Here is a 26,127-nt window from a genome sequence, read left to right as displayed (position 1 = left end):
GCTAGTTGGTTTGCTTAAGAGCAGAGGGCATCTAGTTTTTGCTTTAGTACACCTTGAACTTGGCCTGGGTTGGCTTTGCCTTGAGAGGCTTTCATCACCTGACCCATAAAGAAGCCGATCATCTTTCCGCGTTTCTCTGGCTCAGCATTTACATACTGTTCTACCTGAGGACCGCTGTTAGCAATCACATCATCAACGATCTTCTCGATAGCGCCGCTGTCTGTTACTTGCTTGAGGCCTTTTGCTTCGATGACTTCATCCGCACTGCCGCCTTCGTTCCACATAACTTCAAACACTTGCTTGGCAATTTTGCCAGAAATCGTGTTGTCTTTGATGCGTGCAAGCAGACCGCCGAGTTGCTCTGCTGATACAGGGCTGTCAGCGATAACCGTGTCACTTTGGTTAAGCATTTTAGATAGCTCACCCATGACCCAGTTTGCTGCTAGTTTTGCGTCCTTAGATGCTTTGGCAACAGTTTCAAAGTACTCAGCCATAGTGCGATCACCTGAAAGTACCATCGCATCGTAATCGCTCAGATTGTGCTCTTCGATAAAGCGAGCTTTACGCGCGTCCGGTAATTCAGGTAGGGAATCGCGTACCGCTTCGATGTAGCTTTCATCGATCTCGATTGGCAGTAGATCTGGGCAAGGGAAGTAGCGGTAGTCGTTGGCTTCCTCTTTCGAGCGCATTTCGCGGGTCTCGTTTTTCTCTGCATCATACAGGCGTGTTGCCTGAACTACTCGGCCGCCATCTTCAATAAGGTCAATCTGGCGCTCGATTTCACCGGTGATTGCCTTTTCGATAAAGCGGAAAGAGTTGATGTTTTTAGTCTCGGTACGCGTACCAAACTCTTCTTCACCTTTGATGCGTACGGATACGTTACAGTCACAACGGAAAGAACCTTCCGCCATGTTACCGTCACAGATACCTAGGCTGGTTACAATTGAGTGAATCTTACGCACATAGGCAACGGCTTCTTCTGCGCTACGCATATCAGGTTCTGATACGATCTCAAGTAGCGGGGTGCCGGCACGGTTAAGGTCGATAGCTGTCATGCCTGGGAATTCATCGTGAATTGACTTGCCCGCATCTTCCTCTAGGTGGGCACGTGTTACGCCAATACGTTTTTCGGTACCGTCTTCTAGAGTGATATCAATGTGGCCCACGCCTACGATAGGGTGGAACAATTGACTGGTTTGATAACCTTTGGGTAGATCAGGATAGAAGTAGTTTTTACGGTCAAAAACAGATCTACGGCCGATCTCGGCATCTACAGCTAGACCGAATTTTACGGCCATGCGTAGTGCTTCTTCGTTAAATACAGGCAGTGTGCCTGGTAGTGCTAGGTCTACCGCACATGCTTGTGTATTGGGTTCGGCACCAAACGCTGTGCTGGCACCGGAAAAGATTTTGGAGTTTGTCGCTAGCTGGGCGTGAATTTCAAGCCCGATTACCGCTTCCCATTCCATAGTGAATAAACCTCTTAGATGCCTTGTGGTGTCTGTTTATGCCAATCAGTCGCCAACTGGAACTGATGTGCAACATTTAGCAGTTTCTGTTCAGCAAAATAGTCGCCAATGATCTGAAGACCCGTTGGTAGACCATTAACACTGCCGCAAGGAACAGACATGCCAGGAAGGCCTGCAAGGTTTAGGGAGATAGTGAAAATATCTTCCATGTACATAGCTACCGGATCAGACGTTTTTTCGCCCAGTTTAAAGGCAGGGTGAGGTGTTGTTGGGCCCATGATGACATCAACTTCAGTAAGTACCTTGGCGAAGTCGTCACGGATCAAGCGGCGGATCTGCTGAGCTTTGTTGTAGTATGCGTCGTAGAAGCCTTCAGATAGGGCATAAGCGCCAACCATAATGCGGCGTTTAACTTCAGGCCCGAAGCCTTCACCACGGCTGCGTTTGTAAAGGTCTTCTAGATCAACTGGATCTTCACAGCGATAGCCGTAACGTACACCATCAAAACGAGATAGGTTAGAAGAGGCTTCTGCAGGCGCGATAATATAGTAAGCAGGAATAGATAGCGCTGTATTTGGTAGGCTAACTTCTTTCACTGTTGCGCCAAGCTTTTCAAACTCTTTGATCGCTGCTTGAGTGTGTGCAGCGATATCAGAATCCATATCATCCATGAAAAACTCTTTTGGTAGGCCGATTCGTAGGCCATCTAAAGGTTTTTCAAGGTCAGTTGTGTAATCTGGTACTTCACGATCTACAGAAGTGGAATCATGTTTATCGAAGCCAGCCATTACGTTGAGCATCATCGCCGCATCTTCAGCGGTTTTAGTCATTGGGCCACCCTGATCTAGGGAGGACGCAAATGCGATCATGCCGAAACGAGAAACACGGCCATAAGTTGGTTTAAGGCCGGTAATACCGCAAAGCGCTGCTGGTTGACGGATAGAGCCGCCTGTATCGGTACCTGTTGCGGCAGGCGCTAGTTGCGCTGATACTGCGGCTGCTGAACCACCAGATGAGCCACCTGGTACACAGTCAGTGTTCCAAGGGTTTTTAGCTGCACCATAGAAGCTGCTCTCGTTGGAAGAGCCCATGGCAAATTCGTCCATGTTGGTTTTACCCAACATTACCGCGCCAGCCTGATTGAATTTGTTAATAACAGTCGCGTTGTAAGGCGCAACGAAGTTATCTAGCATTTTTGAAGCACAGCTCGTGCGAACGCCTTGTGTACAGAAGATATCTTTGTGCGCAATCGGTAGGCCGGTAAACGCACCTGCAGTACCTGCGGCAATGGCTTCGTCTGCTACTTTAGCCTGGGCTAAAGCTTGCTCTTCAGTCACTGTAATGTAGCTGTTGTATTTACCGTCTTCAGCCTTGATGCGTTCTAGGTAGGCTTGGGTTAATTCAACACTACTAAAATCACCCGTCTTCAGCCCTTGAGCTAATTCGGCAAGTGTTTTTTCAAACATGGAATACTTATCCTTAATCAATATTCTGGCTGAATGGGTATCACTCAATAACTTTAGGTACTAAGAACAAACCGTTCTCTACAGCAGGTGCTACAGACTGTAGCTGCTCTCGGTTGTTTTCTTCAGTAACGTCATCGCTGCGTAAGCGTTGTACAGCATCCAGAGGGTGTGCCATTGGGGATACATCAGTAGTATCAATGGCCTGCATCTGATCAACCAGATCCAGAATATTTGTCAGATTTTGCGCGTATTCAGGAGTGTCCTGTTCTTCAATTTGAAGGCGCGCCAGATGGGCGATTTTGTCCACATCAGAGCGATCCAGAGACATAATTTACTCTCGCTTATAGGGGTGGCTTTATGAGAATGCATAAAGGGAAAAAACTTAAAGATGTACGTTACCATATCGTCAAAGCTTCATGAAGATAATTTAGCCAGTGTTTTTAAGTAGTTTTACTGATTTACGCCTTGCTCAAAGCGCCTGCCGTTGTTAGAGTTACGTGTTTTCAGGATATAGCGGCTATACCTGCAGAATTTCTTAGGACTCCCTGTACATGCTCAAGAAAATTCGTGGTCTTTTTTCCAGCGATCTGTCCATTGACCTGGGCACTGCAAATACACTGATTTATGTCCGCGATAAGGATATTGTTCTTGATGAACCGTCTGTTGTCGCGATTCGCCAGACTGGTAATCAAAAATCTGTCGCTGCAGTAGGTGCTGACGCAAAACGTATGCTGGGTCGTACACCCGGTTCCATCACAGCTATTCGTCCAATGAAAGACGGCGTTATTGCCGACTTCCACGTGACAGAAAAAATGCTGCAGTACTTTATTAGTAAAGTTCATGACACTAATTTCTTAACGCCAAGCCCTCGTGTATTGGTGTGTGTGCCTTGTAAATCTACCCAAGTAGAACGTCGTGCGATTAAAGAATCGGCGATGGGTGCAGGTGCACGTGAAGTTTATTTAATCGATGAACCAATGGCTGCGGCAATCGGTGCAGGCCTTCCTGTCGATGAAGCAAGCGGTTCTATGGTGGTTGATATCGGTGGTGGTACGACCGAAATCGCTGTTATCTCTTTGAATGGTATCGTTTACGCGGACTCCGTTCGTCTAGGTGGTGACCGTTTCGATGAGTACATCGTGACTTACGTTCGTCGTAACTACGGTAGCTTGATTGGTGACTCAACTGCTGAGCGTATTAAGCAAGAGATCGGCACAGCTTACCCATCTTCCGAAATGCACGAAATTGATGTGCGTGGTCGTAACCTAGCTGAAGGTATTCCGCGTAGCTTTACACTTAACAGCAATGAGATTCTAGAAGCTCTTCAAGAGCCGCTTTCTGCGATCGTTCAAGCTGTTAAAAGTGCATTAGAGCAATGCCCACCAGAATTGGCTTCAGATATCGCTGAACGCGGTATTGTATTGACCGGTGGTGGCGCACTATTGCGTAATATTGATCGTTTGATTAGCGAAGAAACAGGTCTGCCTGTAATCGTTGCTGAAGACCCACTTACATGCGTAGCGCGTGGTGGTGGTCGTGCTCTGGAGCTATTGGATAAGCATGGCTTCGAGCTAGTTAGCCATGATTAACCCATGCGTGATATTGATTTCAGCCTAATCTTTGATACTTACCTCCGACATATCCATATATGTCAGGGGGTGAGTTATTAAGACTATATTCCTCGGCCGTTCTTCTGGCCGTTTTTTCTTTTTTCTGGTTGTTTTTGCCTTTGCGCTGATGGCTGCTGATCTATATTCAGCTAAAGTCAGAGAAGGTCGCGCCTATCTATCCCTACTTCTAACGCCTTTGCAATGGATTGTTGATATTCCAAGTCGTGTTGCGGGTGAGGTTTCGGATGTTGTAGTTGACCGTAGCCTTCTTGTGAAAGAAAACGCAAAGCTTAAATCCGAGGCGTTGCAGTTGGAGCGAAAAGTCCAGCAAAACGCCGCACTTCGTCAAGAAAATAACCGCTTGCGAGCATTACTTCGTGGTAGTAAACGGGTTGATGAAGAAGTTGAATTGGTTGAGTTGATCGGTGTTAACCCAGATCCTTTCCAACATCAGGTGATCATTAACCAAGGCAGTGAAAATGCGGTCACTGTTGGTCAGCCTATCTTAGACGCTGGTGGTGTGATGGGGCAGGTGACAGAAATCTCCCATTATACGAGCCGCGTTATGCTGATTACTGATGCTCGACACGCTTTACCTGTAGAAATTAATCGCAATGGTTTCCGTTCTATAGCGCTTGGTAAGGGCCAGTTAGATGAGTTAGAGCTCAATCATGTACCGGATACGGCAGATATTGAAAAAGGCGACTTGGTTATTACCTCAGGTTTGGCTCAGCGATTCCCGCGTGGCTACCCAGTTGCGATTGTATCTGAAGTGATTCGAGATCCTGGTCAGCAGTTTACCAAAGTGACCATTAAGCCGACGGCGTTGTTGGATAAATCCCGTCATCTTCTGTTAGTGAAAATGCCAGAACTTAAAGTTGAGCCTGATGAAGCTCAACTTCAATCCCAATCCCAGCCTCAAGGGGTGAGTGAGTGACGTCTGGGTCGCCTGCTGCTTCGGGTGGTGGACTAATTATCCTTGCCACTTTTCTAATCGGTTTAATGCTGAGCCAAATGCCTCTGCCTTACTACCTTGAATGGGCGCGCCCCGAGTGGATAGCGATGATCCTGATCTATTGGGTCATGGCGTTACCGCATCGCGTTGGCATGGGTATGGCTTTTTTATTAGGTTTGTTTCTAGATGTTATTAAAGGCAGTGTGTTAGGTCTGAATGCACTATCACTGACGATAATTGCCTTTTTAACATTACTTTTACATCAAAGACTTAGAATGTTCCCCGTCGTGCAACAGGCCATGATGGTGATGGTACTGGTAGGTATCAATCAGTTGCTGTTTCACTGGATGCAGGCATTTACAGGGTATACGGGGGAAAGTTTGATTTTCCTTCTGCCTTGCCTTATCAGTGGGCTACTATGGCCGTGGTTATTTGTTTTCTTACGCGGTATTCGCCGCTTATTCCGAATTCGCTAAAGGAAGACCGTTAAATGGAATTGATTCTTGCCTCAGCTTCCCCAAGACGAAAAGCATTACTCGATCAAATTGGAGTGCAATGTTCTGTAAAGCCAGTTGATATCTGTGAAGATGTTAGAGATGCTGAACCAGCAATAGATTATGTTGAACGATTAGCGATTGAAAAAGCGCAAGCTTGTTTTGTTTTAACTGACGGTACTAAAGCGGTTCTAGGTTCTGATACTACGGTGGTGCTAGACGGTAGAATTATGGGTAAGCCTGCGGATCAAAATGAAGCAATTGAGACACTTCAGAGGCTTTCGGGCAATATCCACCAAGTACTCACGGCAGTTGCGGTGGTAACAGCGGAACAAACGCGATCTGTTGTAGTCACAACTAACGTCCGTTTTCGGCCAATTTCTTTGGTTGAGTGTGAAGCTTATTGGCGATCAGGTGAGCCGCAAGATAAAGCTGGATCTTATGGTATCCAAGGATTTGGCGCTGTGTTTGTTGAAGAGATTAAGGGTAGCTATTCTGCAGTAGTGGGTTTACCTCTGACAGAAACGGCTGAAATGTTGGTGCAGGCGGGTATTCGCATCTGGCATTCGGAATAGTATTAAGGATAGGTCATGGGCGAAGAGATACTGATCAACTTTACACCGATGGAAACTCGGGTAGCGGTTATCGAAAATGGGATGCCACAAGAAGTATATGTGGAGCGTGTACATCGTAGAGGTATTGTCGGTAATATTTATCAAGGTAAAGTTGTACGAGTTTTGCCAGGGATGCAGGCTGCATTCGTTGATATAGGTTTAGAGCGTGCTGCATTTATCCACGTTGAAGAGGTGCTTTCTCAAAGTGCTACGCATGAAGAAAAGGCTAATACCTCTATTGCTCAAGTGCTTCGCCAAGGGCAATCGCTGCTCGTTCAGGTGACTAAAGATCCTATTGGTACTAAAGGGGCTCGCCTGACTACCCACCTCTCTCTTCCTTCTCGTTATCTAGTATGTATGCCAGGGAACAGTCATGTAGGTGTTTCCCAGCGAATAGAAGATCTGGAAGAGCGTGATCGATTACGTGCGATCATGAAAAAGCTTGTTTCCACCGATGATGGTGAGCCTGCCGGCTTTATCTTACGGACGGTTGCGGAGGGTGCTGCAGAAGCTGAGTTGGAAGCGGATACTCAGTTCTTGAGACGTTTATGGGCTTCGATTAAAGAGAAGATCGCAACCGCTAAAGCGCCAAGTGTCATCTATGAAGATCTACCGTTAAATATGCGAGCGCTGCGGGATATGGCGCATTCAGGTCTAGAGAAGATCAGAATTGATTCCAAAGAGACGTTCCAAAAAGCGGAAGAGTTTGTAAAAACGCTGGTGCCTGAGGTTGCTGATACGCTTGAGTATTATCCAGGTGAACGGCCTATTTTTGACCTCTTTAATGTCGAAGAGGAAATACAACGAGCCTTGGGCCGCAAGGTTGAACTGAAGTCAGGTGGCTACCTGATTTTTGACCAAACAGAAGCGATGACGACGGTGGATGTGAATACCGGCGCGTTTGTTGGTCATCGCAATCTTGAAGAAACGATTTTTAAAACGAACCTTGAGGCTGCAACGGCGATTGGTCGTCAACTTCGTTTACGTAATCTTGGCGGTATTATCATTATCGATTTTATCGATATGGAAGATGCAGATCATCAGCGCCAAGTGCTTAGAACTCTGGAGCGCGTGTTAGAGCGCGATCACGCGAAGTGTAAAGTTACAGGTGTATCAGATCTTGGTTTAGTTGAGATGACCCGTAAACGCACCCGTGAAAGCTTGGAACAGGTCCTTTGCGATGTTTGTAGTGAATGTCAGGGGCGGGGGTCAATTAAAACGCCTGAAACGGTTTGTTATGAGATCTTCCGTGAAATTCTTCGCCAACATAGGGCCTATGATACCGATAGCTATTTAGTTTTAGCTGCACAGCCTGTCGTCGATTATTTGCTGGATGATGCATCCAACCACGTGGCTGAATTAGAAGCCTTTATAGGTAAAACCATTCGTTTTCAGGTGGAGCCAATGTATAACGCTGAAAACTTTGATGTAGTTTTACGCTAAAGCTAAAAAGGATTGCTAGTGAAACGCCACGCTCATTCTATATTTTGGTTCCTTTATTGGGGGCTCGCTGCGTTTGCAGCAATTGTGGCGCTCTTGCTGTTTTACATCAAAATTGTAGTAGAGGATGTAGATCAGTATCGATTGGATATTCAACAAAGTTTATCTGAACAACTCTCTGCGCAAGTTCACATTGCAAGTATTGAAGGTGCATGGCGTGGCTGGCAGCCAGTCATTTCACTTCGCGGCGTATCGGTGGATCAAATCGAGGCGGAAAAAGGTGCTTCATTTGGTTTGTTGGAGGGCGTAATTGCCTTAGATATAGGGGCCTCGTTACGGGCGTTTACACCTGTATTTTCTCAGTTTGATCTTCAAGGTTTAACGTTGAAATATGATCAAACACTCGCTTCTAAAGATAGCGCAACACCAGCTCAAGAAACGTCTTCATCAGAAACAAAAACGGAGCGGGGCTCTAACCCCCATGGAAGTTCCGATCTTTTATCTTTTCTATTAATGCAGCGTGCGATCAATATTGAAAATACGCGTATTGTTGTTATTCCTAAAAGCGGCGATGAAATAATCGTCGAGCCTATACAATTACATCTTCAACATGATGGTGTATTACATCAGCTTAAAGTTGACGCGGATCTAGTGACTGCGTCGGGCAAAGCCGATCTGAAGTTCGTAGCTGAAGTTGAAGGTGATCCTGCAGAAAAGGCAGCGAATTTTTATTTAAAGCTTTCTGGGCTTGATCAACAATTACTAAATCCGTGGCTGCAGTTAATGGATGTTCAGTTAGATGGTTTACAGGCTGAACAGGAAATTTGGGGGCAAAGCTATAAAGGAAAATTAGCTTACCTAACAGGTAAAACCTCAATTGAGAATTTTTCTTATCAAGACTACGTGTTTGAGCAGTTTACCGTTCAAAGTGCGTTGGTTCGTAGAGATCATAGCTTTCAGGTGCAGATTACTGATCTGATAATTGGCGCTGCTGAAGAGCAATTTACCTTGCCACGTATGAGCTTAGATATCGTACGAAACGGGATTGAAATTAAACCCAAGAAATTGATGATCGATCGTATTGATCTACAACGACTATCAGATTTGGTTATCAAGCAGCCTTTTATGCCGAAATCTGCGCTTGAGGTGGTCAATACGCTATCGGCGGAGGGGGTTGTAGAAAACTTATTGGTGTCTTGGAGTAAAGATGCTGAATTATCAGAATTTAAGTTACTTGCGGACCTTAGCAATGTAGGTATTGATGCTTGGGATGATGTACCTGAGCTAAAAGGGATTAATGGATTATTAAAGGCTGATATTGCTGGAGGAGAAATTCATCTTCAAAGCGATGATTTCATCATGCAGTACCCCACGTTATTTGATTACCGTTGGCAGTATCAACATGCTGATGGTGTGATTGGTTGGCGCTTCGAAGACAAAGGTGTAGTTGTAGCTTCTCAGTTACTTAATTTGAAGAACGAAGGTGTTTCTGCATCTGGGCGATTTAGTATTTATTTACCTTTTTCACGTGACGAACAGCCTCTTTTAAATCTACAAATTGGTATGAAAAACAGTGATGGTTTACATGCCAAATACTACATTCCTCCAAAGGAAGTGGGGGTAAAAACTTACGATTGGCTAGTAGCAGCTATCAAACGAGGTCATATTAATCAGGCGGGATTTGTACTAAACGGTGTAACTCGCTCACGTTTAGATGATTACCAATTGCCTAGTGTACAGATGTTTTTTAATCTTAGTGAGGCGTCTTTTGAATATCAGCCGGGCTGGCCGGCGGTTAACAAAGCGGATAGCTTTGTGTTCTTTCGAAATGGTGAATTAACCGCAGAGGCTAAGGGCGGGAAAATCTACGATTCTGATATCGATTTTGCTTGGGTTCACCTTCCAGTCTCTACTGATAAATTGCTTTTAACAGGTAGTGTTAATGGCTCAACAAAAGATATAGAGCGTTTATTGGCTGAGAGCCCGCTACGAAAAGAAGTTGGTGAGGAATTAGCGGCCTGGGAAATGGAAGGTAAGACCGCGACGCGTATTGAGATAGATTTACCTCTCAGGGGCAATAAAACGCCGAGAGTCGATGTGAATTCCTCCATTGTAAAGGGCAGGTTCCACTCAAAACATGACGGAATTGATTTTTCGAACATCAATGGATCTGTGAGATACAGTTCCTCCAATGGCCTTTCTTCTAATAAGCTTAATGCGCAATTGTTTGAACAACCTATCACTGCTGCTATTCGTACTCAGAAACGTAAAACTGCCATTGATATTCGTGGTGTGGTGAAAGCGGACTATATACGAAAATGGTTAGACTTAGATCTTTTAAGAGTCGCTCAAGGGGAGCTTGCTTATAGTGCGCGGTTGGATATGTGTCCGGGTAAAAGCTGTAATCAGTTGGTTATCAAAAGTGATTTAAAAGGTATCGCCTTATCAGCACCATCGCCACTTGCAAAAACAGCTGCTCAATCGACTCAGTTAACCATCATCAGTGATTTAGGCCGCCAGTTTAAAGATGATCGAAGTGTTGTACGTTTTAATTTAGGTAATCAGCTACGTGGCGTAATGCTTAATAGCAATAAAAAGGTATCTAGTGGTCGATTTACCTTGGGTGGTGAAAAGCCTACGTTACCAATGGCAAAGGGAATTTGGGTAAACGGTCGAGTTGCTATGCTCGATTATGATCAATTAGAACAATTTTTCAAAACAGCGGGTTTTTCTGAGAGCTCCGAAGGAAAATCAGTATCTACTCAATCTGATCATTTATTAAAAGAAGTGGATCTGAAGATTGACCAGTTTAGTTTTGAAGACGTTGTGTTGGATGATCTAAAAGTAATTCTCGCACCTGATGTGGGTGGTTGGATGCTAACCGCTAATAGTCCTCAAGTCGGTGGTAAGTTATGGATGCCGGAGGATTCTAGTCTGCCTTATAAGGTAAAACTAGGCCATCTTCGTATTGAGAAAGATGAAAGTGATAGCGAGCAGAGTGGTGTTGCTATAACGCCGCCTGTAGACCCGGCAGTGTTGCCTAAGCTTGATTTTAGTGTCGAAAACTTCGAACTAAATAAGCTTCCTTTGGGAAGTTGGAGGTTTATATTAAGGCCGACCTCTTCAGGGGCTGTAGTAAAGGATATTTCAGGCAATATGCATGGATCATCTGTTCGAGGCGAATTGCGTTGGGATAAAAATGGCAAAGAACTCTCCGATCTTACAGTAAAATTGGATAGTCAGGATTTTGGTAAAGTTCTCGATGCATGGGGTATTTCGGATACACTGGAAACTAAAAGTTTAAATGCCTATTTACAGCTTTCATGGAGTGGTGCTCCTTGGAAGTTTGAAGTGGGTAAATCGAATGGTGAAATGCAGTTTACGGCTAAGAATGGACGTCTGCTTGATGTCGGTAACTCAGGAAATATTCTTCGCATCTTTGGTATTTTAAATCTGCAATCATTAGGGCGAAGGCTGAGATTGGACTTTACCGATCTAGTTAAGACCGGTGTTGCTTTTGATGAAATGAAAGCCGATTACTCTATTAAAAATGGTATAGCACATACATCCACGCCATTCATGATGACGGGTCCATCTGCCAATATGGCTATGACCGGAAGCTTGAATCTGATGAATGAAACGGTTAATAAAGAGATCGAAGTCGCTTTACCTGTTACAGATAACATTCCTTTAGTCAGTGTGTTGCTTGGTGCACCGCAGGTGGCAGGTGCTGTTTTCCTATTTGATAAGTTGATTGGTGATCCTTTGGCTAAGTTCACCACGGTTAAATACCGTATGAACGGTGATTGGGGTAATCCGGAAATTGATATAGATCTCAATCAGAAAAAAGAGCAACCGGAACTGGATCAGGATCTCCATGATGGCTAAGTTGGCAGTTGCGCAGATGGTTTCAGGAGAGAGTGTTGTTACGAACCTTGAAGCTGTTGAGTTGTTAGTAGAAGAGGCTGCTAATGCGGGGGCGAAATTATTACTCTTGCCGGAGAATTTTGCTTTATTAGATTCTCGCGCACTTATTGATTTGGCTAGGGATGAAGTTAAAACACAGCGAATTCAAAAGTTTTTATCTTCCTTGGCAAAGAGATACAACCTTTGGTTGATAGCGGGCAGTGTGCCTTTATTGGCTAAAGGGTATGAGGAAATAGAAGATAAAGTTTGGGCTAGCTGCTTAGTTTTTGATGCTCAAGGGGCGTTAAAAGCTTCTTATAATAAAATTCACCTTTTTGACGTTGATGTAGCTGATGCTCATTCAGCTTATCGAGAATCGGACTTTATTCAAGCAGGGAATAAACTTGTCACTGTTGATACACCGTTCGGCTGTATTGGTTTAACTATTTGTTACGATCTAAGGTTTCCTGAACAGTTTCAAAAATTACGCCAAATGGGCGCTGACATAATTACAGTTCCTTCAGCTTTTACCTATGTTACAGGAGAAGCGCATTGGGAAGTCTTGCTACGAGCACGTGCCATTGAGAACCAATGTTATGTCTTGGCTGCTAATCAGGGAGGGGAACACAGCCCCAGCCGCAAGAGTTGGGGGCATTCGATGATTGTGGATCCTTGGGGAGAGGTGCTCGCGGTTAGAGAGTCAGCAGGTAAGGGCTTAGCGTTGGCTGATATTGATCTGAAAGCAGTGCAAGACAGGCGAGATGCAATGCCTGTCATGCAGCATCGAACTAAAGCCGGTTTTTAAACGCCATCTACTTCACGTAAATATTTAAACAGTTTTCTGGCCGCTGCTGGTGGTTTTTCCAGCTTCTGTTCTTTTTGAGCATTACGAATTAATTGGCGTAAATGTTGGATATCGGCACTTTCATGTTCTGCAACATAGGCTTGAAGTGCGCTATTACCTTCACCTATTAATCGATCACGCCAACGTTCTAATTTATGGAATGCTTGAGTATGTGCTTGATGACCTGCTTCGAATAGCCCGATGGCTTGTTCAATCTCATCACTATCTTCAGTGCGTAGCAGTTTGCCGATAAATTGCAGATGCCTTTTTTGAGCACCATTAGATTTAATACGGTGATACTCATCGATTGCACTGCGTAAACGATCATCTAATGAAAGCTTATCGAGTTGCTCTTTGTTGAGTTTGGTAAGCTTAGCTCCCAAATCTTGCAGCGCGTGCATCTGCTTTTTTACATCAGTTTTACTCAGCCATTCCTCTTCGGAATCTGACTGCAGGTGATCAAAATTGTCGTTTTCGCTCATGCTATTTCTCAGGCGTAAAAAACGGTGGCTAGACCTAAAAAGGCAAAGAATCCAACCACGTCAGTGATAGTTGTTAAGAGTACGCTGCCTGCTAGAGCAGGATCTATACCCAATGATTTTAGACATATTGGCAGTAAGGTGCCTGCTATAGCACCAGCTATGAGGTTAATAACTATAGCCAAAGCGATAACTATGCCTATATTCACATCTTGGAACCAGAGGGTGGCAACCACGGCGATAACCAGTGCCCATAAAACGCCATTTAGGGCGCCTACGATGATCTCTCTGTTTAGCAGCCAGCCTGCGTTTGACCGTTCTACGTGTCCTAGTGCTTGTCCACGTATTACGAGTGTTAAGGTCTGTGAGCCTGCTATGCCGCCCATGGAGGCTACAATCGGCATTAAGACTGCTAAAGCGACGACTTTTTCAATCGTATCTTCGAATATACCAATGACAGCGGAGGCTATAAAAGCGGTAAGTAGATTAATACCTAACCAAACGGCTCTACGTCTGGTTGTTTTCATTACTGGCGCAAAGGTATCTTCATCTTCATCTAGGCCGGCCATGCTCATTAGAGAATGGTCAGCATCTTCACGGATAACATCCACAACGTCATCGATTGTTATACGACCTAGAAGTTTACCATCATCGTCAACGACAGGTGCTGAAACCAGATCGTGTTCTTCAAACAGAGAAGCAACTTGATCATCAGGCATGCTGGCATTGATAGGTTCTATATCCGTATTCATGATCTCACGAATCGTGATAGACGGATCTGACACTAACAGTTTGGTTAGTGGTAGCAGCCCAATGTAGGAATCTTTTCGACTTACAACGATCAAGCTATCCGTCATTTCAGGGATTTCATCGTGACGACGGATATAACGTAAAGTAGTTTCTACGCTGATATCAGGACGGATAGTGGTTGTATCCGTGTTCATCAGGCCGCCAGCAGTATCCTCAGGGTAAGATAGCAGCTGTTCAACTCTGCGGCGGTTTTGCTTATCCATGATCCGCAGAGTTTCTTTCATTACACGATTGGGAAGCTGCTGAAGCACGTCAACCATATCGTCCGAATCTAAAGATTCTGTAAGCGCTAAAACCTCTTCAGAATTCATACGGCTTAAGATATCAGCCTGAATTTCATCCCCAAGGTGTTGTAATACTTCAGCTTCTAGATCCTCAGAGATCAAGTTCCATAGGATTTGACGCTCTTTGGGAGGGGACTTTTCAATTAGGCGGGCTACTTCGGTCGGGCGAAGAGCGCGGTTTAGCGTAAATCGAATCTGGCGAAATTCACCGCAATCGAGTGCTTCATTGAGCTTGTCCAGATTAGACTTGGTTTCTGTCTGCGCCATAGGATGCCGTCGCTAATGATTCGTCACGATGCTGTGAAAACTAGGATATCTACTAACGCGTTGATTATAGCGGATTGTAAAGGCGGGGATAACCCAATGATATGTATAAAAATTATTACTCGTCTTCGTCGAAGCGATTATTGATCAGTTCTTCGATGGCGATGAGGGCGCTTTCTTCATCAGTTCCCTGAGCCTTTACGGAGAGAGTGGTGCCTTGGCTTGCTGCTAGCATCATAACAGACATAATGCTTTTTCCATCCACTTCTCGACCATCTTTTACTAGAGTGATATCTGCAGAAAAGCGTGAAGTAACACCGATTAGTTTAGCTGCGGCGCGAGCATGGAGACCTAGTTTATTGATGATTTCTAGTTCTTTTTCTTGCATCGGGGTTAACTCAATTCTCTGTGGCGGACATGAACATTATCCATGTGTTGTGAGAAATGGGAAGCAAGACGTTCGCTTATATATACGGAACGGTGTTGCCCACCAGTACAGCCGATTCCAATTGTTATATAGCTGCGATTATTTTCGGCAAAGCGGGGCAACCAGCGAGATAGGAAGTCAGTGATATCGCTGATCATCTCGTTTACTTCAACCGAGTTGTTCAGAAATTCTTGAACCGGTTGTTCCTTCCCAGTGAACCTTCTGAGCTCAGGTATCCAATGGGGGTTAGGTAGCGCACGGACGTCGTATACAAAGTCTACATCCAGAGGCACACCATGTTTAAAACCGAAGGACTCAAATTGAACTGAAAGGGTCTGCTCTTTACGTTTAGCAACGCGCAGTTTGACGGTATCCCTTAAGTCGTAAAGAGATAGACGTGTCGTATCTATTCTAATATCCGCAAGGCTGGCAATAGGTTCCAGTAGTTCCGACTCTGATTGGATCGACTGTTGTAGATTCTTATGCTCATCGGAAAGCGGGTGCTTTCTACGGGTTGAGCTGTATCTTTTTAATAACGTAGCTTCAGATGAATCCAAAAAGATTACTTCATACTCTGCCCAGCGTTCTTGGCGAAGGTTAAGTAAAATTTGAGGGAATTTGGATAGATTGCTGAGTAGATTGCGCGCATCAATACTAACCGCAATGCGATCAGGATGACTGGGTTCACTACTCATCTGCTGGACTAAATCGGGCAGCAATAAGGCTGGAAGGTTGTCTATGCAATAGAAACCAATATCCTCAAGAGCTTGTAGGGCCGTGCTTTTGCCGGAACCTGATCGACCGCTGATCACTACAAGCTTCATTTCACTTCCTATGAACTAAGTTGGTAAATTGCCTGATAAAGAGCTTCGTTATCTTCAACACTTCTCAAATGTTCACGTACGCTCTCCTGACTAAATAGTTCAGCAATAGAGGCAAGTGTTTGTAAGTGTTCAGATGTTGCGTCTTCTGGTACTAAGAGAACAAACAAAAGATCGACAGGTTTGCTATCTATAGCGTCGAAATCAATTGGTTGAGCCAATTTGATTAAGTAGCCTTTAGCATCATCGCAATCAGATAGTCGGCAATGAGGTATAGCTATGCCATCGCCTATGCCTGTACTGCCTAATTTCTCGCGGCCGTGTAGGCCGTTGAAGATGCAAGATGCTTCTAGGTCAGGATTTTGCTCTGAAATAATTTCAGAAGCTTTTTCCAGAATGCGTTTTTTACTGCTGCCCTCAAGACCACAAAGGGTGCTTGAGGGAGTTAATAGTTCATGGACCAGCATAATACGTTGTAGCGTGAGGCCTATTTGTGATTTTTAAGTTTTTCTTTATGTTTAATAACTTGGCGGTCTAGTTTATCAGTTAGGCCGTCAATAGCAGCATACATATCATCGTGTTCGTGAGTTGCGAACAGTTGTGCGCCAGAGACATGCATCTCAGCATCTGCTTTCTGGCGCTGTTTCTCGATGCTTAGTGTTACTTGAACATTAGTGATGTTATCGAAGTGACGCTCAATTTTCTGCATTTTTTCTAGGACGTAGTTTTGCATTGAATCAGTCAGTTCAACATGATGTCCAGTAATATTAATCTGCATAGGTCTCTCCTACTTGAGTGGAGGCGTTTTGCCGCCGTCCTTATTTATTATCTCTTTATTAAACCAGACGCTTTCTTTCATTAGAAGGCGGAATTCCCATTGCTTCACGATATTTTGCAATGGTACGTCTAGCTACTTTGAATCCTTGTTCATCGAGGAACTGTGCGATTTTGTTATCGCTCAAAGGTTTGGCTGTGTTTTCTGCTGCAACCATCTTTTTAATTAGGGCACGGATCGCTGTTGAAGACGCTGCTCCGCCTGTGGCTGTGCTTACATGGCTGGAGAAAAAGTACTTCAGTTCAAAAATACCACGTGGCGTGTGCATAAATTTTTGCGTCGTTACGCGAGAGATCGTTGATTCATGCATCTCTACTGCTTCAGCAATATCGTGTAAAACCATTGGTTTCATGCCTTCTTCGCCATGATCTAGAAAGCCTGATTGTCGTTTAACAATCTCATTCGATACTTTTAATAGTGTTTCATTGCGGCTTTGTAGGCTTTTAATAAACCAGCGTGCTTCTTGAAGATGGTTTTTTAGATAGGTGTTATCTGAACTGTTATCAGCTCGTTTAACTAAGCCTGCATAACCAGAGTTTATTCTAAGTTTAGGCGAAACTTCTGGATTTAGGTTAACGGTCCAAACGCCGCGTTGTTTGGTTACGAGGACATCAGGGATGACATATTCTGCAGCGGTTTGGCTAATGCTAGCGCCAGGTTTCGGATTTAGGCTTTGAATGAGCTGAATAACTTGTTGTAGCTGTGGCTCCTTTAGGCGTGTCTTTCGCATTAATTGGCGATAGTCATGGGTGCCTAGAAGCTTGATATACTGATTAACTACTTTGATGGCTTCAGCGCGCCACTGTGTATCAGATGGAAGTTGACGTAGTTGAATAGCTAAACATTCGCTGAGGTCTCGACAAGCAATTCCAGCCGGATCAAATTGTTGTAGTCGATGAAGCACAGCTTCTATTTCATCAAGTTCAACTTCTTCATTATCCTCGGAATTTTGTTCTAAAAAGTGCTCGTGAATCTCCTCAAGAGGAACGGTTAAATAACCATCAGGATTGATGCCATCAATAATGTTGGTAGCAATGAGTCGATCTAGATCGCTCATTGGGGTCAAGTTTAGCTGCCAATGAAGGTGATCTTGTAATGTCTCTTCTGCAGTATCGTTTGATTCAAAAGAGTCTAGGTCATCTTTACTTAAAGTTGGTGTGGATGATTGGTAGGTATCTTCCCAGTTGCTGTCAGTAGACAGCTCTTCAGGAATGCTCTCATTCCAATTGTCCTCTGCAGCAGGAGAGTCGTCGAAATCTTGTTCGGCTGAAGTTTTCTTCTCTAGTTCATCGGCAGCAGCGCTTTGATGAGATTCTATATTTTCCTGCTCATTTGATGGCGCATCCGGAGTATTGTCATCCTCAGAAACATCTAGCATCGGATTGCTTTCAAGTGCTTCCTGAATCTCTTGCTGAAGATCCAGAGTAGATAATTGCAACAGGCGAATCGCTTGCTGCAATTGTGGTGTCATTGTGAGCTGTTGCCCAATTTTTAAATGAAGCGCTTGTTTCATAATACGGCGGTACTAACTCCAGAGGCTACAATCATCTTGTCACTAACTAAGGGTTTATAAGGTGAATTGATCACCGAGATACGCATTGCGCACTGCTTCATTGTTCATAATGTCATCAGGCTTACCATTGGCAAGTATAGTGCCTTCACTGACAATGTAGGCACTTTCGCAGATATCCAAAGTTTCTCGAACATTGTGATCGGTAATCAAAATACCAATGCCCTTGGACTGCAGATGGCGAATCGTTTGCTTAATGTCATTGACCGAAATAGGGTCAACGCCAGCAAAAGGTTCATCTAATAGTACAAATTCGGGTTCGGTTGCTAATGCTCTGGCAATTTCAACTCTACGTCTCTCACCACCTGATAGACTCATGCCAAGACTATCGCGTATATGAGTGATGTGGAACTCTTCCAGTAGATCATTCATTTTGGCCGTGATTGCTTGTTTGTCTAGATCTTTTCGCGTTTCTAGTATGGCGAGTAAGTTGTCTTGTACAGATAGTTTGCGGAAAATTGAGGCTTCTTGAGGTAGGTAGCCTATACCTTCTCGAGCACGTCCGTGCATGGGTAGCGCAGTGATATCTCGATCTTTGATTTTCACTTGGCCGCGATCTGCTTGTACAAGACCAACAATCATATAAAAACAGGTGGTTTTGCCTGCACCATTAGGCCCTAGAAGCCCAACGATTTCACCGCTGTTAATTTTTAGTGAGACGTCTTTAACAACTTCACGTCCTTTGTAGCGTTTGGCTAAATTTTGCGCTTCCAATAAGCTCATTAACGCAGGCCTTATTTCTTCTTGGTTGGCTGAATGACCATGTTTACACGGCCTTTTTCTTTGCCATCTTTAGAGGTGGCACCAAAAGCATCCACAATTGATTTATCTAGGTCGTAAACAATTTTATTGCCTGTAAAGGTATCTTTACCTTGTACGACTTTTGCGCTTTGTGTGATGGTTAGTTTCTTTTGGTTAACCATATACACCATATGTTTTCCCCAAGCGTCACTGTAATCACCATTTATTTCTTGTTGTTGGCGGAAGTGAGCGGGTGCACCTTTAGCGATTAATTTATCCACACCTTCGTTTGCTCGGTGCATGTCTACATGGGCTGCTTCGATTAGTAGTGAGCCTTGTTTGATAATGACATTGCCTTTATAGGTGGTGATACCGGTAGTGTCATTAATGCTAGCAGAATCTGCTGTGATGTAGATTGGCTTGTCCTGATCATCAGGCAGGGCGAAAACCGTATTTGACGCAAGCAAACATAATGCTACAAACGTTTGTGATAGCCTAATCAACATTTTGATGTGTTCCTTGTACCCTTGAATGCAAATTTAAAACGCGGGTGTTGAAATTAATGTCCATTCCAGTGCCTTGCATTAGAGTGCGTTCAGTTTCTAAGTTCACTGGCAGGTCTGTTTCAGCAATATCTTTTTTTGGATAAATCGTCAGCGCTTGGGTGGTTAGTTTTTTGCTTGAACGTGCATCTGAATTATCAATAACTATGACATTACCTGCAAGATCTATTCGGTTGTTATCGTCTTGCACTGTTCCTGTTTCTGAAGAAATGTTCACAGCAGAATTGTCAGAGCGATAAAGATTGCTTTTGGGTTCAATTAGAAAATTTTGTTTTTCTTTCGGGCTGTGTTCTAACCGGGGTGTCGTTAGTTCTTGCTTGAGCTTACCGTTTATATCCCACTCTTTAACAGCCGCTTGGTCGACAAAATAATCCATCTTTTCAGATAGAGGAGCTTTGGGCGTTCCGTGTTCTTGAGGTGAGCCTGAAAACCCCCAATACAGGAGTATTGGAATTAAAATGGCAGCAGCGATGATAATGCGCAATTTACTACTTAGATCAGGCATTTGCAGGAACTTTTATAGGTACTTAGCATGTAATAGTTCGAGTTTACCTTGAGCTTCAAGGATATGCTCGCAAAATTCTCGTGCAGCCCCTTCACCACCTTTACGTGTGCTACACCAATCGGCATGTTGCTTAACAAATTTATGCCCGTTCGGAACGCTGGCGCCAAATGCGCAGTGACGAATTGCGGCAAGATCTGGCAAGTCGTCACCTATATAAGCAGTCGTGGTTGCGTTGTGTGAGGTGTTAGACCAAAGTTCTTCTAAAGCGACAAGTTTATCTTCGCGGCCTTGATATAGGTAATTGATACCCAGTGATTTGCTGCGAAGTTCTACTTGTGGGGAACTACGCCCAGTAATGATAGCAGTCTCGATTCCTGCTTCCATCAGTAGCTTTAGGCCTAAGCCATCCAGTGTGTTGAATTGTTTGACTTCTTGACCATTTGGGAGAAAAAGAAGCTGGCCGCTGGTTAAAATTCCATCTACATCAAAAACAGCAAGTGTAATGTTCTTTAGAGAAGTTGTTCCAGTCATTAAATTACACCTGCTTTAAGTAGGTCGTGCATATTTAGGGCGCCAATTGGTCGGTTTGACTCATCTGTCACAATAAGTGCGTTTATCTTCTTGGCTTCCATTATCTGTAGGCATTCAGCAGCTAAAGCTTCGCTACTGACGGTGGTGCCTTTGCGCGTCATCACATCATCTATAGCCGTGGTTTTTAGGTCTACGTTCTGATCTAGCGCTCGACGTAAATCACCATCAGTGAATATACCGAGTAATTTACCGTCATGATCTATGATTGTAGTCATGCCTAGGCGTTTGCGAGTTACTTCCAAAAGCGCTTCTTGTAAAAGGGTCCCAGACTCAACCTCTGGTACGTCCTGATCAGCGTGCATAATATCGCTTACTTTCAGAAGTAACTTGCGACCTAAGCTGCCGCCTGGGTGAGAAAAGGCAAAATCTTCAGCGCTAAATCCGCGTGCTTCTAATAGGGCTATAGCTAATGCATCCCCGAGCACTAATTGAGTTGTAGTGCTTGAGGTTGGAGCCAGACCAAGAGGACAGGCTTCTTTTTCAACGCCGATGTGAAGGTTGGCATCAGAAGCTGTGGACAAGGTCGAATCAGCGTTAGCTGTAATACTAATAAGCGGAGTCTTCATTCTTTTTAATAAAGGAATGATAGTAACGACTTCGGCGGTTTCTCCTGAATTAGAGAGGGCAATTACTACATCGTTTGAAGTGATCATTCCTAGATCGCCATGGCTTGCTTCGCCAGGGTGAACAAAAAAGGAGGGTGAGCCTGTGCTTGCTAAGGTTGCAGCAATTTTTTTACCAATATGACCTGACTTTCCCATACCTGTCACAATGATTCTACCGTTGCATTGAAACATCAGTTCGCAGGCGCGAATGAAATTCTCATCCAGATGGCTAACTAAGTCAGAAACGGCCTCAGCTTCGAGTTGAATCGTACGTTTTGCTGAACTGAGAAAATCAGGTTGTGACATCAGAAACCTATTGTGTCTATTGAGATACGGTCATAGTGTATAGCAGGATCAGATAGCCTGCATAGGCAGAGGTTAAAAGGCTGCCTTCAAATCGACTGATAGAAGGGGGCTTTTGCCATAAGGCGAAAGCCATTAGTGCGAACGTTAGGCCCAGCATTGCGACATAGTCTCGTTGCAGAACAATGGCATCCATACCTATAGGCGCAATGAGACCTGGAACAGCCATTACTGCAACAAGGTTGAAAATATTAGAGCCAACTACGTTGCCAATAGCGATGTCGTGATGGTTCTTTAATGCACTTGCTACGGATGCTGCTAGCTCGGGCAGGCTGGTACCTATGGCTACAATTGTTAAGCCTACGACAAGTTTACTAACTCCCATTGCGAATGCGATTTCACTTGCGCCCCAAACAAGTAATTTAGAACTGGCAGCAAGAACAGCTAATCCTGCTATTAACCAAAAAATAGCCTTTTTAGTTTCTAACTCAGGTAGCTCTTCTTGGTCGTTTGCTAGTTCATCTTGAGACGCATTTTTTTGGAAGCGATTAAATAGGTAAAGGCATACTGCTAGGGCTATTAGCAGAATAATGCCATCCATGCGGCTTAGGTGTAGGTCAAAAAGAATCACGCCGGCAAGAAGGGTTACGCCTAATAAAAGCGGTAACTCTTTTCGTAAAACACCCGATTTTACCGGTAAAGGCGCAATTAATGCGGTGATACCAAGTACTAGTGCGATGTTGGCGATGTTGGACCCTAGTGCGTTACCAATTGCAAGATCTCCAGATCCTGATGTTGAGGCCATGATCGATACTAGGATTTCGGGAGCTGAAGTACCAAACGAAACAATTGTCAGGCCGATCAACATCGGTGACATACCAAAATTTTTAGCTGTCGCTGCAGCCCCTTCTACAAACTTATCTGCACTCCAGACCAATAAAACTAAGCCGGCCAATAGTGCCAAAATTGGGTAAAGCATAAAGAAAATATGTTCCAGTATTAGATGAAGGACGCTATTAAAACAGAATGCAGGTGCCGTTTAAATCAGCGCGAAGGAACTATAGGTAAATATTCCCGTTTTTATATCGAAATGGTATAGTTGCGACCCCACAAAGTAGGGGTTATTGAATAAAGCCTGAACAGTGGAACGGACTTAAGCTGTTTTGCACGTTTTATAAATGGAATCTTATGAGTCAGTTTGATGATGTAGTCATCGATATCCAGCAGTTGAGCTTCGCTCGTGGTGAAAGACCGATATACAGTAATGTCGATCTTAAAATACCCCGGGGCAAAATTACTGCAATTATGGGCCCTTCAGGTACTGGTAAAACTACACTGCTAAAATTGATTGGTGGTCAGTTAAAACCCGATACAGGCTCTATCTCGATTGATGGTCAAAATATCCCAGAGTTAAGCCGTAGCGAACTTTTTGCTGTGCGTGAACGTATGGGTATGCTTTTTCAGAGTGGCGCTCTTTTTACCGATATGAGCGTATTTGAAAATGTGGCATTCCCTTTACGAGTCCACACGAATCTATCTGAAGATATGATTCGCGATATTGTGTTGATGAAACTTCATGCGGTCGGTTTACGCGGCGCTAATGAATTAATGCCAAGCGAACTATCGGGTGGTATGGCTCGACGAGTTGCACTTGCACGTGCGATCGCACTAGATCCTGATATTTTAATGTATGATGAGCCATTTACTGGTCAAGACCCTATTGCTATGGGGGTGCTAGTCAATCTAATCAGGCATTTAAACGACTCTTTAGGCCATACCAGTATTATTGTTTCACATGATATTCAGGAAACTTTAGGTATAGCTGACTATGTATTTATTCTCGCTGACGCACAAGTGGTTGCTCAGGGGACGCCAGAAGAGTTACTGGAGGTAGAATCGCCGCAGGTTAAACAATTTATGCATGGTTTGCCTGATGGCCCTGTGCCGTTTCATTTTCCTGCAGGTGATTATGCTGATGATTTGCTACAAGGTGGTTTGAAATGAATAAATTAGCTTCCTTGGGGCATGTGACGTTAAGTAAATTAGCTTCGTTCGGTCGTGCAACAATGATTTTGTTTCAATCGTTGATTGCTAAGCCTCAACCGCTAATGATGTTCCCTTTATTGGTAAAACAGATCTACTTCGTTGGCGTTTTGTCGATGATTATAATAGTGGTTTCGGGTCTGTTTATCGGTATGGTTTTGGGATTACAAGGTTATACTATCCTTGTCGACTACGGATCTGAACAAGCCGTAGGGCAAATGGTAGCTTTGAGTTTGGTTAGGGAATTGGCTCCAGTAGTCACCGCACTGTTATTTGCCGGCCGAGCGGGTTCTGCTTTAACAGCGGAAATCGGCTTGATGAAAGCTACTGAACAGCTTTCTAGCCTTGAAATGATTGGTGTTGACCCATTGCGTCGCATTATTGCGCCACGTTTTTGGGCTGGCTTTATCTGCTTACCTATCTTAGCGGCAATATTTGCGATCGTAGGGATCTACGGTGGAGCTTTGGTAAGCATTGATTGGTTAGGCATATACGATGGCTCTTTTTGGGCCAATATGCAGAACTCAGTAGATTTTTACGAAGATGTTGTTAACGGCTTAATTAAAGCGGTTGCCTTTGGCTTTGTTGTAACTTGGATTGCTGTATTCCAAGGCTATGACTGTATACCAACCTCGGAAGGTATTAGTCAGGCTACAACGAAAACAGTGGTTTTTTCATCCCTTGCGGTGTTAGGACTAGATTTTATTCTTACAGCAGTAATGTTTGGAGAACTTTAATATGCGTATGCGGGTCTTGGAGATCAGCGTAGGTGCCTTTGTCTTGGCAGGTATTTTAGCGTTGGTGGGATTGGCGTTGAACGTAAGTGGTTTAAGTATGTCTACAATTGACAATACTTATACTGTTTATGCCCGCTTTGAAAATATTGGTGGCCTGACACCTCGAGCAAAAGTAACAATGTCTGGTGTCACTATTGGTAAAGTTACAAACATTGAGCTAGACACGGAACAGTTGGTCGCTAAGGTTTCTATGGAAATTAATGGCGATGTTGATTTTCTTTCCATCGATAGTTCTGCAGCGATTCTAACTGCAGGTTTGCTGGGTGAGCAGTATATCGGTGTTACCGTTGGTGCCGAAGAGGAATATCTCAGTGATGGTGGTCTTATCGAAGATACTCAATCAGCGCTAGTGCTGGAGGAGTTAATCGGTAAATTCCTCTTCAATGAAGCGAGTGAGTGATTATGTTACAGCAGGTTTTTAAACGATTAGGCCACTTGGCCGCGATCGTTGCTTTCGTGTTTTCTTTCAATGCTTATGCATCTTGGGAAGAAGCGGGTAAAGTCATTGAAGGTGCTACGTCAGACGTTCTGCAATTGTTGGAAGATGAAGAGCTCCTAAAGGAAGAACAGAAAGAGCAATTGATTACGGAAATTGACACTATTCTTTCTCCTGTAGTGGATTTCGATTACATCGCAAAAGGTGTAATGGGGAAATACTATCGCAGAGCGTCAAAAGAGCAACGTGAACAGTTTAGTGATGTTTTCAAAACAACGCTTTTAAAAACTTATGCTAAAGCGCTTGTCGGATTTAAAATTGAGCGTTACGAGATGGTGCCACCTCGTAAGAAAAGCCCTGACGAGAAAAAGCAGATTATTACTGTAAACGTTTTTGCTGCAGACGGTACTAAGTTCGCTCTGATCTACTACATGAAAAAGAGTGTAGATGAGTGGAAGTTGGTTAACGCTGTATTGGATGGTAGCGTAAATATTAAGCTGAGCTTTAAAAACCAGTTTGCAGATCTGATGCAGCGTAATCGTAATAACGTTGATAAAGTTATTACGAGCTGGAAAGAGAAGGTAGATCCTGACAAGGAAAGTGCTTGATGACAACGGCTAGGATTAAGTCAGCACAGTTAATCACGATTGAAGGGGAGCTCAAATTCCCTGTAATTATGCAACTACGTAAGCAAGTCGAATCGTTATTGTCTGGTCTGAATGGTACGGCACAAGTGGATTTTGCCGAGGTTACCTCGGTGGATAGTTCTGCGTTGTCTTTTTGGTTGTGTTGTTTACGTTTTGCAAAACGTAATGAATTAGAGCTTGAACCTATCAACTTACCTGTAGAAATGCAGGGTATTGCAAAACTGGTTGGGCTTGAAGACCTAACAAATTGATTAGTATTAAGTGATATTGGATTAAGGCGATGCTTAGCATCGCCTTTTTTGTCATGATCCGGTATTATTTCCGCCTTATTTTTATCTAGAAGTATTCTATCGGGAGCTTTGCATGCAGGCTGAACAGGTTAAGCAGATTCTAGAATCTCAACTTGAGAACTGTGTAGTTACAACCGCAGGTGAAGGGTGTGATTTTCAGGTAACCGTTGTAGGTGAACTGTTTGAAGGGCTGCGTCCGGTGAAATGTCAGCAGCTTGTCTATGCTTGCTTGAATGAGCATATCGCAAATGGAACGATTCACGCTCTAACGATTAAGACATATACCCCAGCGCAGTGGGAAGCTTCCCAGAACTAAAC

General features: G+C 44.0%; 29 protein-coding genes. 13 read left to right on the top strand and 16 right to left on the bottom strand.

Annotated features, from left to right (window positions below; translation table 11 throughout):
• Positions 1 to 14 precede the first annotated feature (14 nt).
• From gatB to gatC, 3 genes are read right to left on the bottom strand one after another with little or no spacing between them, the layout of a single operon-like run.
• On the bottom strand, positions 15 to 1,469 hold the full coding sequence (gatB, locus tag ACMXYV_RS13260) for an Asp-tRNA(Asn)/Glu-tRNA(Gln) amidotransferase subunit GatB (RefSeq protein WP_415888944.1): 1,455 nt from the start codon (positions 1,467 to 1,469) through the stop codon (positions 15 to 17).
• Between the two features lie 14 nt (positions 1,470 to 1,483).
• Positions 1,484 to 2,935 (bottom strand): Asp-tRNA(Asn)/Glu-tRNA(Gln) amidotransferase subunit GatA, encoded by a 1,452-nt coding sequence (gatA, locus tag ACMXYV_RS13255; protein ID WP_415888943.1) that lies wholly within the window; start codon positions 2,933 to 2,935, stop codon positions 1,484 to 1,486.
• Between the two features lie 40 nt (positions 2,936 to 2,975).
• On the bottom strand, positions 2,976 to 3,263 hold the full coding sequence (gene gatC / locus ACMXYV_RS13250) for an Asp-tRNA(Asn)/Glu-tRNA(Gln) amidotransferase subunit GatC (protein ID WP_415885458.1): 288 nt from the start codon (positions 3,261 to 3,263) through the stop codon (positions 2,976 to 2,978).
• A gap of 223 nt (positions 3,264 to 3,486) precedes the next feature.
• On the opposite strand from gatC, the gene ACMXYV_RS13245 reads away from it, so the two are divergent.
• The 7 genes from ACMXYV_RS13245 to ACMXYV_RS13215 all read left to right on the top strand — a co-directional run bounded on the left by ACMXYV_RS13245 (position 3,487) and on the right by ACMXYV_RS13215 (position 12,759).
• Entirely contained in the window at positions 3,487 to 4,524 is a 1,038-nt protein-coding gene (locus tag ACMXYV_RS13245) for a rod shape-determining protein (RefSeq protein ID WP_007022323.1), read from the top strand.
• A gap of 148 nt (positions 4,525 to 4,672) precedes the next feature.
• Positions 4,673 to 5,482 (top strand): rod shape-determining protein MreC, encoded by an 810-nt coding sequence (gene mreC, locus ACMXYV_RS13240; RefSeq protein WP_415888942.1) that lies wholly within the window; start codon positions 4,673 to 4,675, stop codon positions 5,480 to 5,482.
• On the top strand, positions 5,479 to 5,976 hold the full coding sequence (mreD, locus tag ACMXYV_RS13235; protein ID WP_415888941.1) for a rod shape-determining protein MreD: 498 nt from the start codon (positions 5,479 to 5,481) through the stop codon (positions 5,974 to 5,976). Before mreC ends, mreD begins: the two co-directional genes overlap by 4 nt.
• Before the next feature lie 14 nt (positions 5,977 to 5,990).
• The gene (locus tag ACMXYV_RS13230; protein WP_415888940.1) at positions 5,991 to 6,569 is read left to right on the top strand and encodes a Maf family protein; all 579 of its coding nucleotides are present in this window, start codon (positions 5,991 to 5,993) and stop codon (positions 6,567 to 6,569) included.
• Between the two features lie 15 nt (positions 6,570 to 6,584).
• A complete protein-coding gene (gene rng, locus ACMXYV_RS13225) occupies positions 6,585 to 8,051 on the top strand; it encodes a ribonuclease G (RefSeq protein ID WP_415888939.1) in 1,467 nt (488 codons plus the stop codon).
• A gap of 18 nt (positions 8,052 to 8,069) precedes the next feature.
• Positions 8,070 to 11,936: a YhdP family protein gene (locus tag ACMXYV_RS13220; RefSeq protein WP_415888938.1), complete on the top strand. Its 3,867-nt coding sequence runs from the start codon at positions 8,070 to 8,072 to the stop codon at positions 11,934 to 11,936.
• Positions 11,929 to 12,759 carry a carbon-nitrogen hydrolase family protein gene (locus tag ACMXYV_RS13215; protein WP_415888937.1) on the top strand — a complete coding sequence of 277 codons (831 nt, stop codon included), beginning with the start codon at positions 11,929 to 11,931 and terminating at the stop codon, positions 12,757 to 12,759. The genes ACMXYV_RS13220 and ACMXYV_RS13215 overlap by 8 nt, the downstream gene beginning before the upstream one ends.
• Here ACMXYV_RS13215 and yjgA read toward each other — a convergent pair.
• The 13 genes from yjgA to ACMXYV_RS13150 form a co-directional block, all read right to left on the bottom strand.
• Positions 12,756 to 13,280: a ribosome biogenesis factor YjgA gene (gene yjgA, locus ACMXYV_RS13210; RefSeq protein ID WP_415888936.1), complete on the bottom strand. Its 525-nt coding sequence runs from the start codon at positions 13,278 to 13,280 to the stop codon at positions 12,756 to 12,758. The two genes, ACMXYV_RS13215 and yjgA, sit on opposite strands and share 4 nt — an antisense overlap.
• A gap of 8 nt (positions 13,281 to 13,288) precedes the next feature.
• On the bottom strand, positions 13,289 to 14,638 hold the full coding sequence (mgtE, locus tag ACMXYV_RS13205; protein WP_415888935.1) for a magnesium transporter: 1,350 nt from the start codon (positions 14,636 to 14,638) through the stop codon (positions 13,289 to 13,291).
• A 115-nt stretch (positions 14,639 to 14,753) separates the two neighbouring features.
• Positions 14,754 to 15,023, bottom strand: a complete 270-nt coding sequence (locus ACMXYV_RS13200; RefSeq protein WP_415888934.1) for an HPr family phosphocarrier protein — start codon at positions 15,021 to 15,023, stop codon at positions 14,754 to 14,756.
• 5 nt (positions 15,024 to 15,028) lie between these two features.
• Positions 15,029 to 15,886 (bottom strand): RNase adapter RapZ, encoded by an 858-nt coding sequence (gene rapZ / locus ACMXYV_RS13195; protein WP_415888933.1) that lies wholly within the window; start codon positions 15,884 to 15,886, stop codon positions 15,029 to 15,031.
• A gap of 8 nt (positions 15,887 to 15,894) precedes the next feature.
• On the bottom strand, positions 15,895 to 16,353 hold the full coding sequence (gene ptsN / locus ACMXYV_RS13190) for a PTS IIA-like nitrogen regulatory protein PtsN (protein ID WP_415891447.1): 459 nt from the start codon (positions 16,351 to 16,353) through the stop codon (positions 15,895 to 15,897).
• Between the two features lie 17 nt (positions 16,354 to 16,370).
• Positions 16,371 to 16,661, bottom strand: coding sequence for a ribosome hibernation-promoting factor, HPF/YfiA family (gene hpf, locus ACMXYV_RS13185; RefSeq protein WP_415882015.1), 291 nt, complete (start codon positions 16,659 to 16,661; stop codon positions 16,371 to 16,373).
• Positions 16,662 to 16,719: 58 nt separating this feature from the next.
• Positions 16,720 to 18,231 carry an RNA polymerase factor sigma-54 gene (locus ACMXYV_RS13180; protein ID WP_415888932.1) on the bottom strand — a complete coding sequence of 504 codons (1,512 nt, stop codon included), beginning with the start codon at positions 18,229 to 18,231 and terminating at the stop codon, positions 16,720 to 16,722.
• Between the two features lie 54 nt (positions 18,232 to 18,285).
• Positions 18,286 to 19,011 carry an LPS export ABC transporter ATP-binding protein gene (gene lptB / locus ACMXYV_RS13175; protein ID WP_415888931.1) on the bottom strand — a complete coding sequence of 242 codons (726 nt, stop codon included), beginning with the start codon at positions 19,009 to 19,011 and terminating at the stop codon, positions 18,286 to 18,288.
• Between the two features lie 11 nt (positions 19,012 to 19,022).
• On the bottom strand, positions 19,023 to 19,535 hold the full coding sequence (gene lptA / locus ACMXYV_RS13170) for a lipopolysaccharide transport periplasmic protein LptA (RefSeq protein WP_415888930.1): 513 nt from the start codon (positions 19,533 to 19,535) through the stop codon (positions 19,023 to 19,025).
• Positions 19,525 to 20,097: an LPS export ABC transporter periplasmic protein LptC gene (lptC, locus tag ACMXYV_RS13165; RefSeq protein WP_415888929.1), complete on the bottom strand. Its 573-nt coding sequence runs from the start codon at positions 20,095 to 20,097 to the stop codon at positions 19,525 to 19,527. The genes lptA and lptC overlap by 11 nt, the downstream gene beginning before the upstream one ends.
• A 12-nt stretch (positions 20,098 to 20,109) precedes the next feature.
• Complete coding sequence (locus tag ACMXYV_RS13160; protein ID WP_415888928.1) at positions 20,110 to 20,628, bottom strand: KdsC family phosphatase; 519 nt, start codon at positions 20,626 to 20,628, stop codon at positions 20,110 to 20,112.
• Entirely contained in the window at positions 20,628 to 21,599 is a 972-nt protein-coding gene (locus ACMXYV_RS13155) for a KpsF/GutQ family sugar-phosphate isomerase (RefSeq protein ID WP_415888927.1), read from the bottom strand. Before ACMXYV_RS13155 ends, ACMXYV_RS13160 begins: the two co-directional genes overlap by 1 nt.
• Positions 21,600 to 21,615: 16 nt before the next feature.
• Positions 21,616 to 22,575, bottom strand: coding sequence for a calcium/sodium antiporter (locus ACMXYV_RS13150; protein ID WP_415888926.1), 960 nt, complete (start codon positions 22,573 to 22,575; stop codon positions 21,616 to 21,618).
• 209 nt (positions 22,576 to 22,784) lie between these two features.
• On the opposite strand from ACMXYV_RS13150, the gene ACMXYV_RS13145 reads away from it, so the two are divergent.
• The 6 genes from ACMXYV_RS13145 (at position 22,785) to ACMXYV_RS13120 (ending at position 26,125) form a co-directional block, all read left to right on the top strand.
• Positions 22,785 to 23,600 carry an ATP-binding cassette domain-containing protein gene (locus ACMXYV_RS13145; protein ID WP_415888925.1) on the top strand — a complete coding sequence of 272 codons (816 nt, stop codon included), beginning with the start codon at positions 22,785 to 22,787 and terminating at the stop codon, positions 23,598 to 23,600.
• Entirely contained in the window at positions 23,597 to 24,376 is a 780-nt protein-coding gene (gene mlaE / locus ACMXYV_RS13140; RefSeq protein WP_415888924.1) for a lipid asymmetry maintenance ABC transporter permease subunit MlaE, read from the top strand. Before ACMXYV_RS13145 ends, mlaE begins: the two co-directional genes overlap by 4 nt.
• Before the next feature lies 1 nt (position 24,377).
• Entirely contained in the window at positions 24,378 to 24,836 is a 459-nt protein-coding gene (gene mlaD / locus ACMXYV_RS13135; RefSeq protein ID WP_415888923.1) for an outer membrane lipid asymmetry maintenance protein MlaD, read from the top strand.
• Positions 24,837 to 24,838: 2 nt separating this feature from the next.
• Positions 24,839 to 25,480 (top strand): MlaC/ttg2D family ABC transporter substrate-binding protein, encoded by a 642-nt coding sequence (locus ACMXYV_RS13130; protein WP_415888922.1) that lies wholly within the window; start codon positions 24,839 to 24,841, stop codon positions 25,478 to 25,480.
• A complete protein-coding gene (locus ACMXYV_RS13125; protein WP_415888921.1) occupies positions 25,480 to 25,770 on the top strand; it encodes an STAS domain-containing protein in 291 nt (96 codons plus the stop codon). Before ACMXYV_RS13130 ends, ACMXYV_RS13125 begins: the two co-directional genes overlap by 1 nt.
• A gap of 112 nt (positions 25,771 to 25,882) precedes the next feature.
• Complete coding sequence (locus ACMXYV_RS13120; RefSeq protein ID WP_415882002.1) at positions 25,883 to 26,125, top strand: BolA family protein; 243 nt, start codon at positions 25,883 to 25,885, stop codon at positions 26,123 to 26,125.
• Positions 26,126 to 26,127: the final 2 nt, after the last annotated feature.

This window comes from Neptuniibacter sp. SY11_33, assembly GCF_047778025.1.
Taxonomy (GTDB): domain Bacteria; phylum Pseudomonadota; class Gammaproteobacteria; order Pseudomonadales; family Balneatricaceae; genus Neptuniibacter.
The sequence above is the reverse complement of the archived record's forward strand: the minus strand, read 5'-3'. Positions and strand labels throughout refer to the sequence as shown.

Excerpts from the sequence above, each read along its gene's own strand:
- ACMXYV_RS13155 (WP_415888927.1), bottom strand. The coding sequence starts at position 21,599 with ATGTCACAACCTGATTTTCTCAGTTCAGCAAAACGTACGATTCAACTC.
- ACMXYV_RS13215 (WP_415888937.1), top strand. The coding sequence starts at position 11,929 with ATGGCTAAGTTGGCAGTTGCGCAGATGGTTTCAGGAGAGAGTGTTGTT.
- mlaE (WP_415888924.1), top strand. The coding sequence starts at position 23,597 with ATGAATAAATTAGCTTCCTTGGGGCATGTGACGTTAAGTAAATTAGCT.
- mlaD (WP_415888923.1), top strand. The coding sequence starts at position 24,378 with ATGCGTATGCGGGTCTTGGAGATCAGCGTAGGTGCCTTTGTCTTGGCA.
- ACMXYV_RS13150 (WP_415888926.1), bottom strand. The coding sequence starts at position 22,575 with ATGCTTTACCCAATTTTGGCACTATTGGCCGGCTTAGTTTTATTGGTC.
- hpf (WP_415882015.1), bottom strand. The coding sequence starts at position 16,661 with ATGCAGATTAATATTACTGGACATCATGTTGAACTGACTGATTCAATG.
- lptC (WP_415888929.1), bottom strand. The coding sequence starts at position 20,097 with ATGCCTGATCTAAGTAGTAAATTGCGCATTATCATCGCTGCTGCCATT.
- mgtE (WP_415888935.1), bottom strand. The coding sequence starts at position 14,638 with ATGGCGCAGACAGAAACCAAGTCTAATCTGGACAAGCTCAATGAAGCA.
- ACMXYV_RS13200 (WP_415888934.1), bottom strand. The coding sequence starts at position 15,023 with ATGCAAGAAAAAGAACTAGAAATCATCAATAAACTAGGTCTCCATGCT.
- ACMXYV_RS13145 (WP_415888925.1), top strand. The coding sequence starts at position 22,785 with ATGAGTCAGTTTGATGATGTAGTCATCGATATCCAGCAGTTGAGCTTC.
- ACMXYV_RS13120 (WP_415882002.1), top strand. The coding sequence starts at position 25,883 with ATGCAGGCTGAACAGGTTAAGCAGATTCTAGAATCTCAACTTGAGAAC.
- ACMXYV_RS13180 (WP_415888932.1), bottom strand. The coding sequence starts at position 18,231 with ATGAAACAAGCGCTTCATTTAAAAATTGGGCAACAGCTCACAATGACA.
- ACMXYV_RS13125 (WP_415888921.1), top strand. The coding sequence starts at position 25,480 with ATGACAACGGCTAGGATTAAGTCAGCACAGTTAATCACGATTGAAGGG.
- lptA (WP_415888930.1), bottom strand. The coding sequence starts at position 19,535 with ATGTTGATTAGGCTATCACAAACGTTTGTAGCATTATGTTTGCTTGCG.
- ACMXYV_RS13230 (WP_415888940.1), top strand. The coding sequence starts at position 5,991 with ATGGAATTGATTCTTGCCTCAGCTTCCCCAAGACGAAAAGCATTACTC.
- gatC (WP_415885458.1), bottom strand. The coding sequence starts at position 3,263 with ATGTCTCTGGATCGCTCTGATGTGGACAAAATCGCCCATCTGGCGCGC.
- gatA (WP_415888943.1), bottom strand. The coding sequence starts at position 2,935 with ATGTTTGAAAAAACACTTGCCGAATTAGCTCAAGGGCTGAAGACGGGT.
- ACMXYV_RS13160 (WP_415888928.1), bottom strand. The coding sequence starts at position 20,628 with ATGACTGGAACAACTTCTCTAAAGAACATTACACTTGCTGTTTTTGAT.
- lptB (WP_415888931.1), bottom strand. The coding sequence starts at position 19,011 with ATGAGCTTATTGGAAGCGCAAAATTTAGCCAAACGCTACAAAGGACGT.
- rng (WP_415888939.1), top strand. The coding sequence starts at position 6,585 with ATGGGCGAAGAGATACTGATCAACTTTACACCGATGGAAACTCGGGTA.
- mreC (WP_415888942.1), top strand. The coding sequence starts at position 4,673 with ATGGCTGCTGATCTATATTCAGCTAAAGTCAGAGAAGGTCGCGCCTAT.
- ACMXYV_RS13130 (WP_415888922.1), top strand. The coding sequence starts at position 24,839 with ATGTTACAGCAGGTTTTTAAACGATTAGGCCACTTGGCCGCGATCGTT.
- gatB (WP_415888944.1), bottom strand. The coding sequence starts at position 1,469 with ATGGAATGGGAAGCGGTAATCGGGCTTGAAATTCACGCCCAGCTAGCG.
- ACMXYV_RS13245 (WP_007022323.1), top strand. The coding sequence starts at position 3,487 with ATGCTCAAGAAAATTCGTGGTCTTTTTTCCAGCGATCTGTCCATTGAC.
- rapZ (WP_415888933.1), bottom strand. The coding sequence starts at position 15,886 with ATGAAGCTTGTAGTGATCAGCGGTCGATCAGGTTCCGGCAAAAGCACG.
- yjgA (WP_415888936.1), bottom strand. The coding sequence starts at position 13,280 with ATGAGCGAAAACGACAATTTTGATCACCTGCAGTCAGATTCCGAAGAG.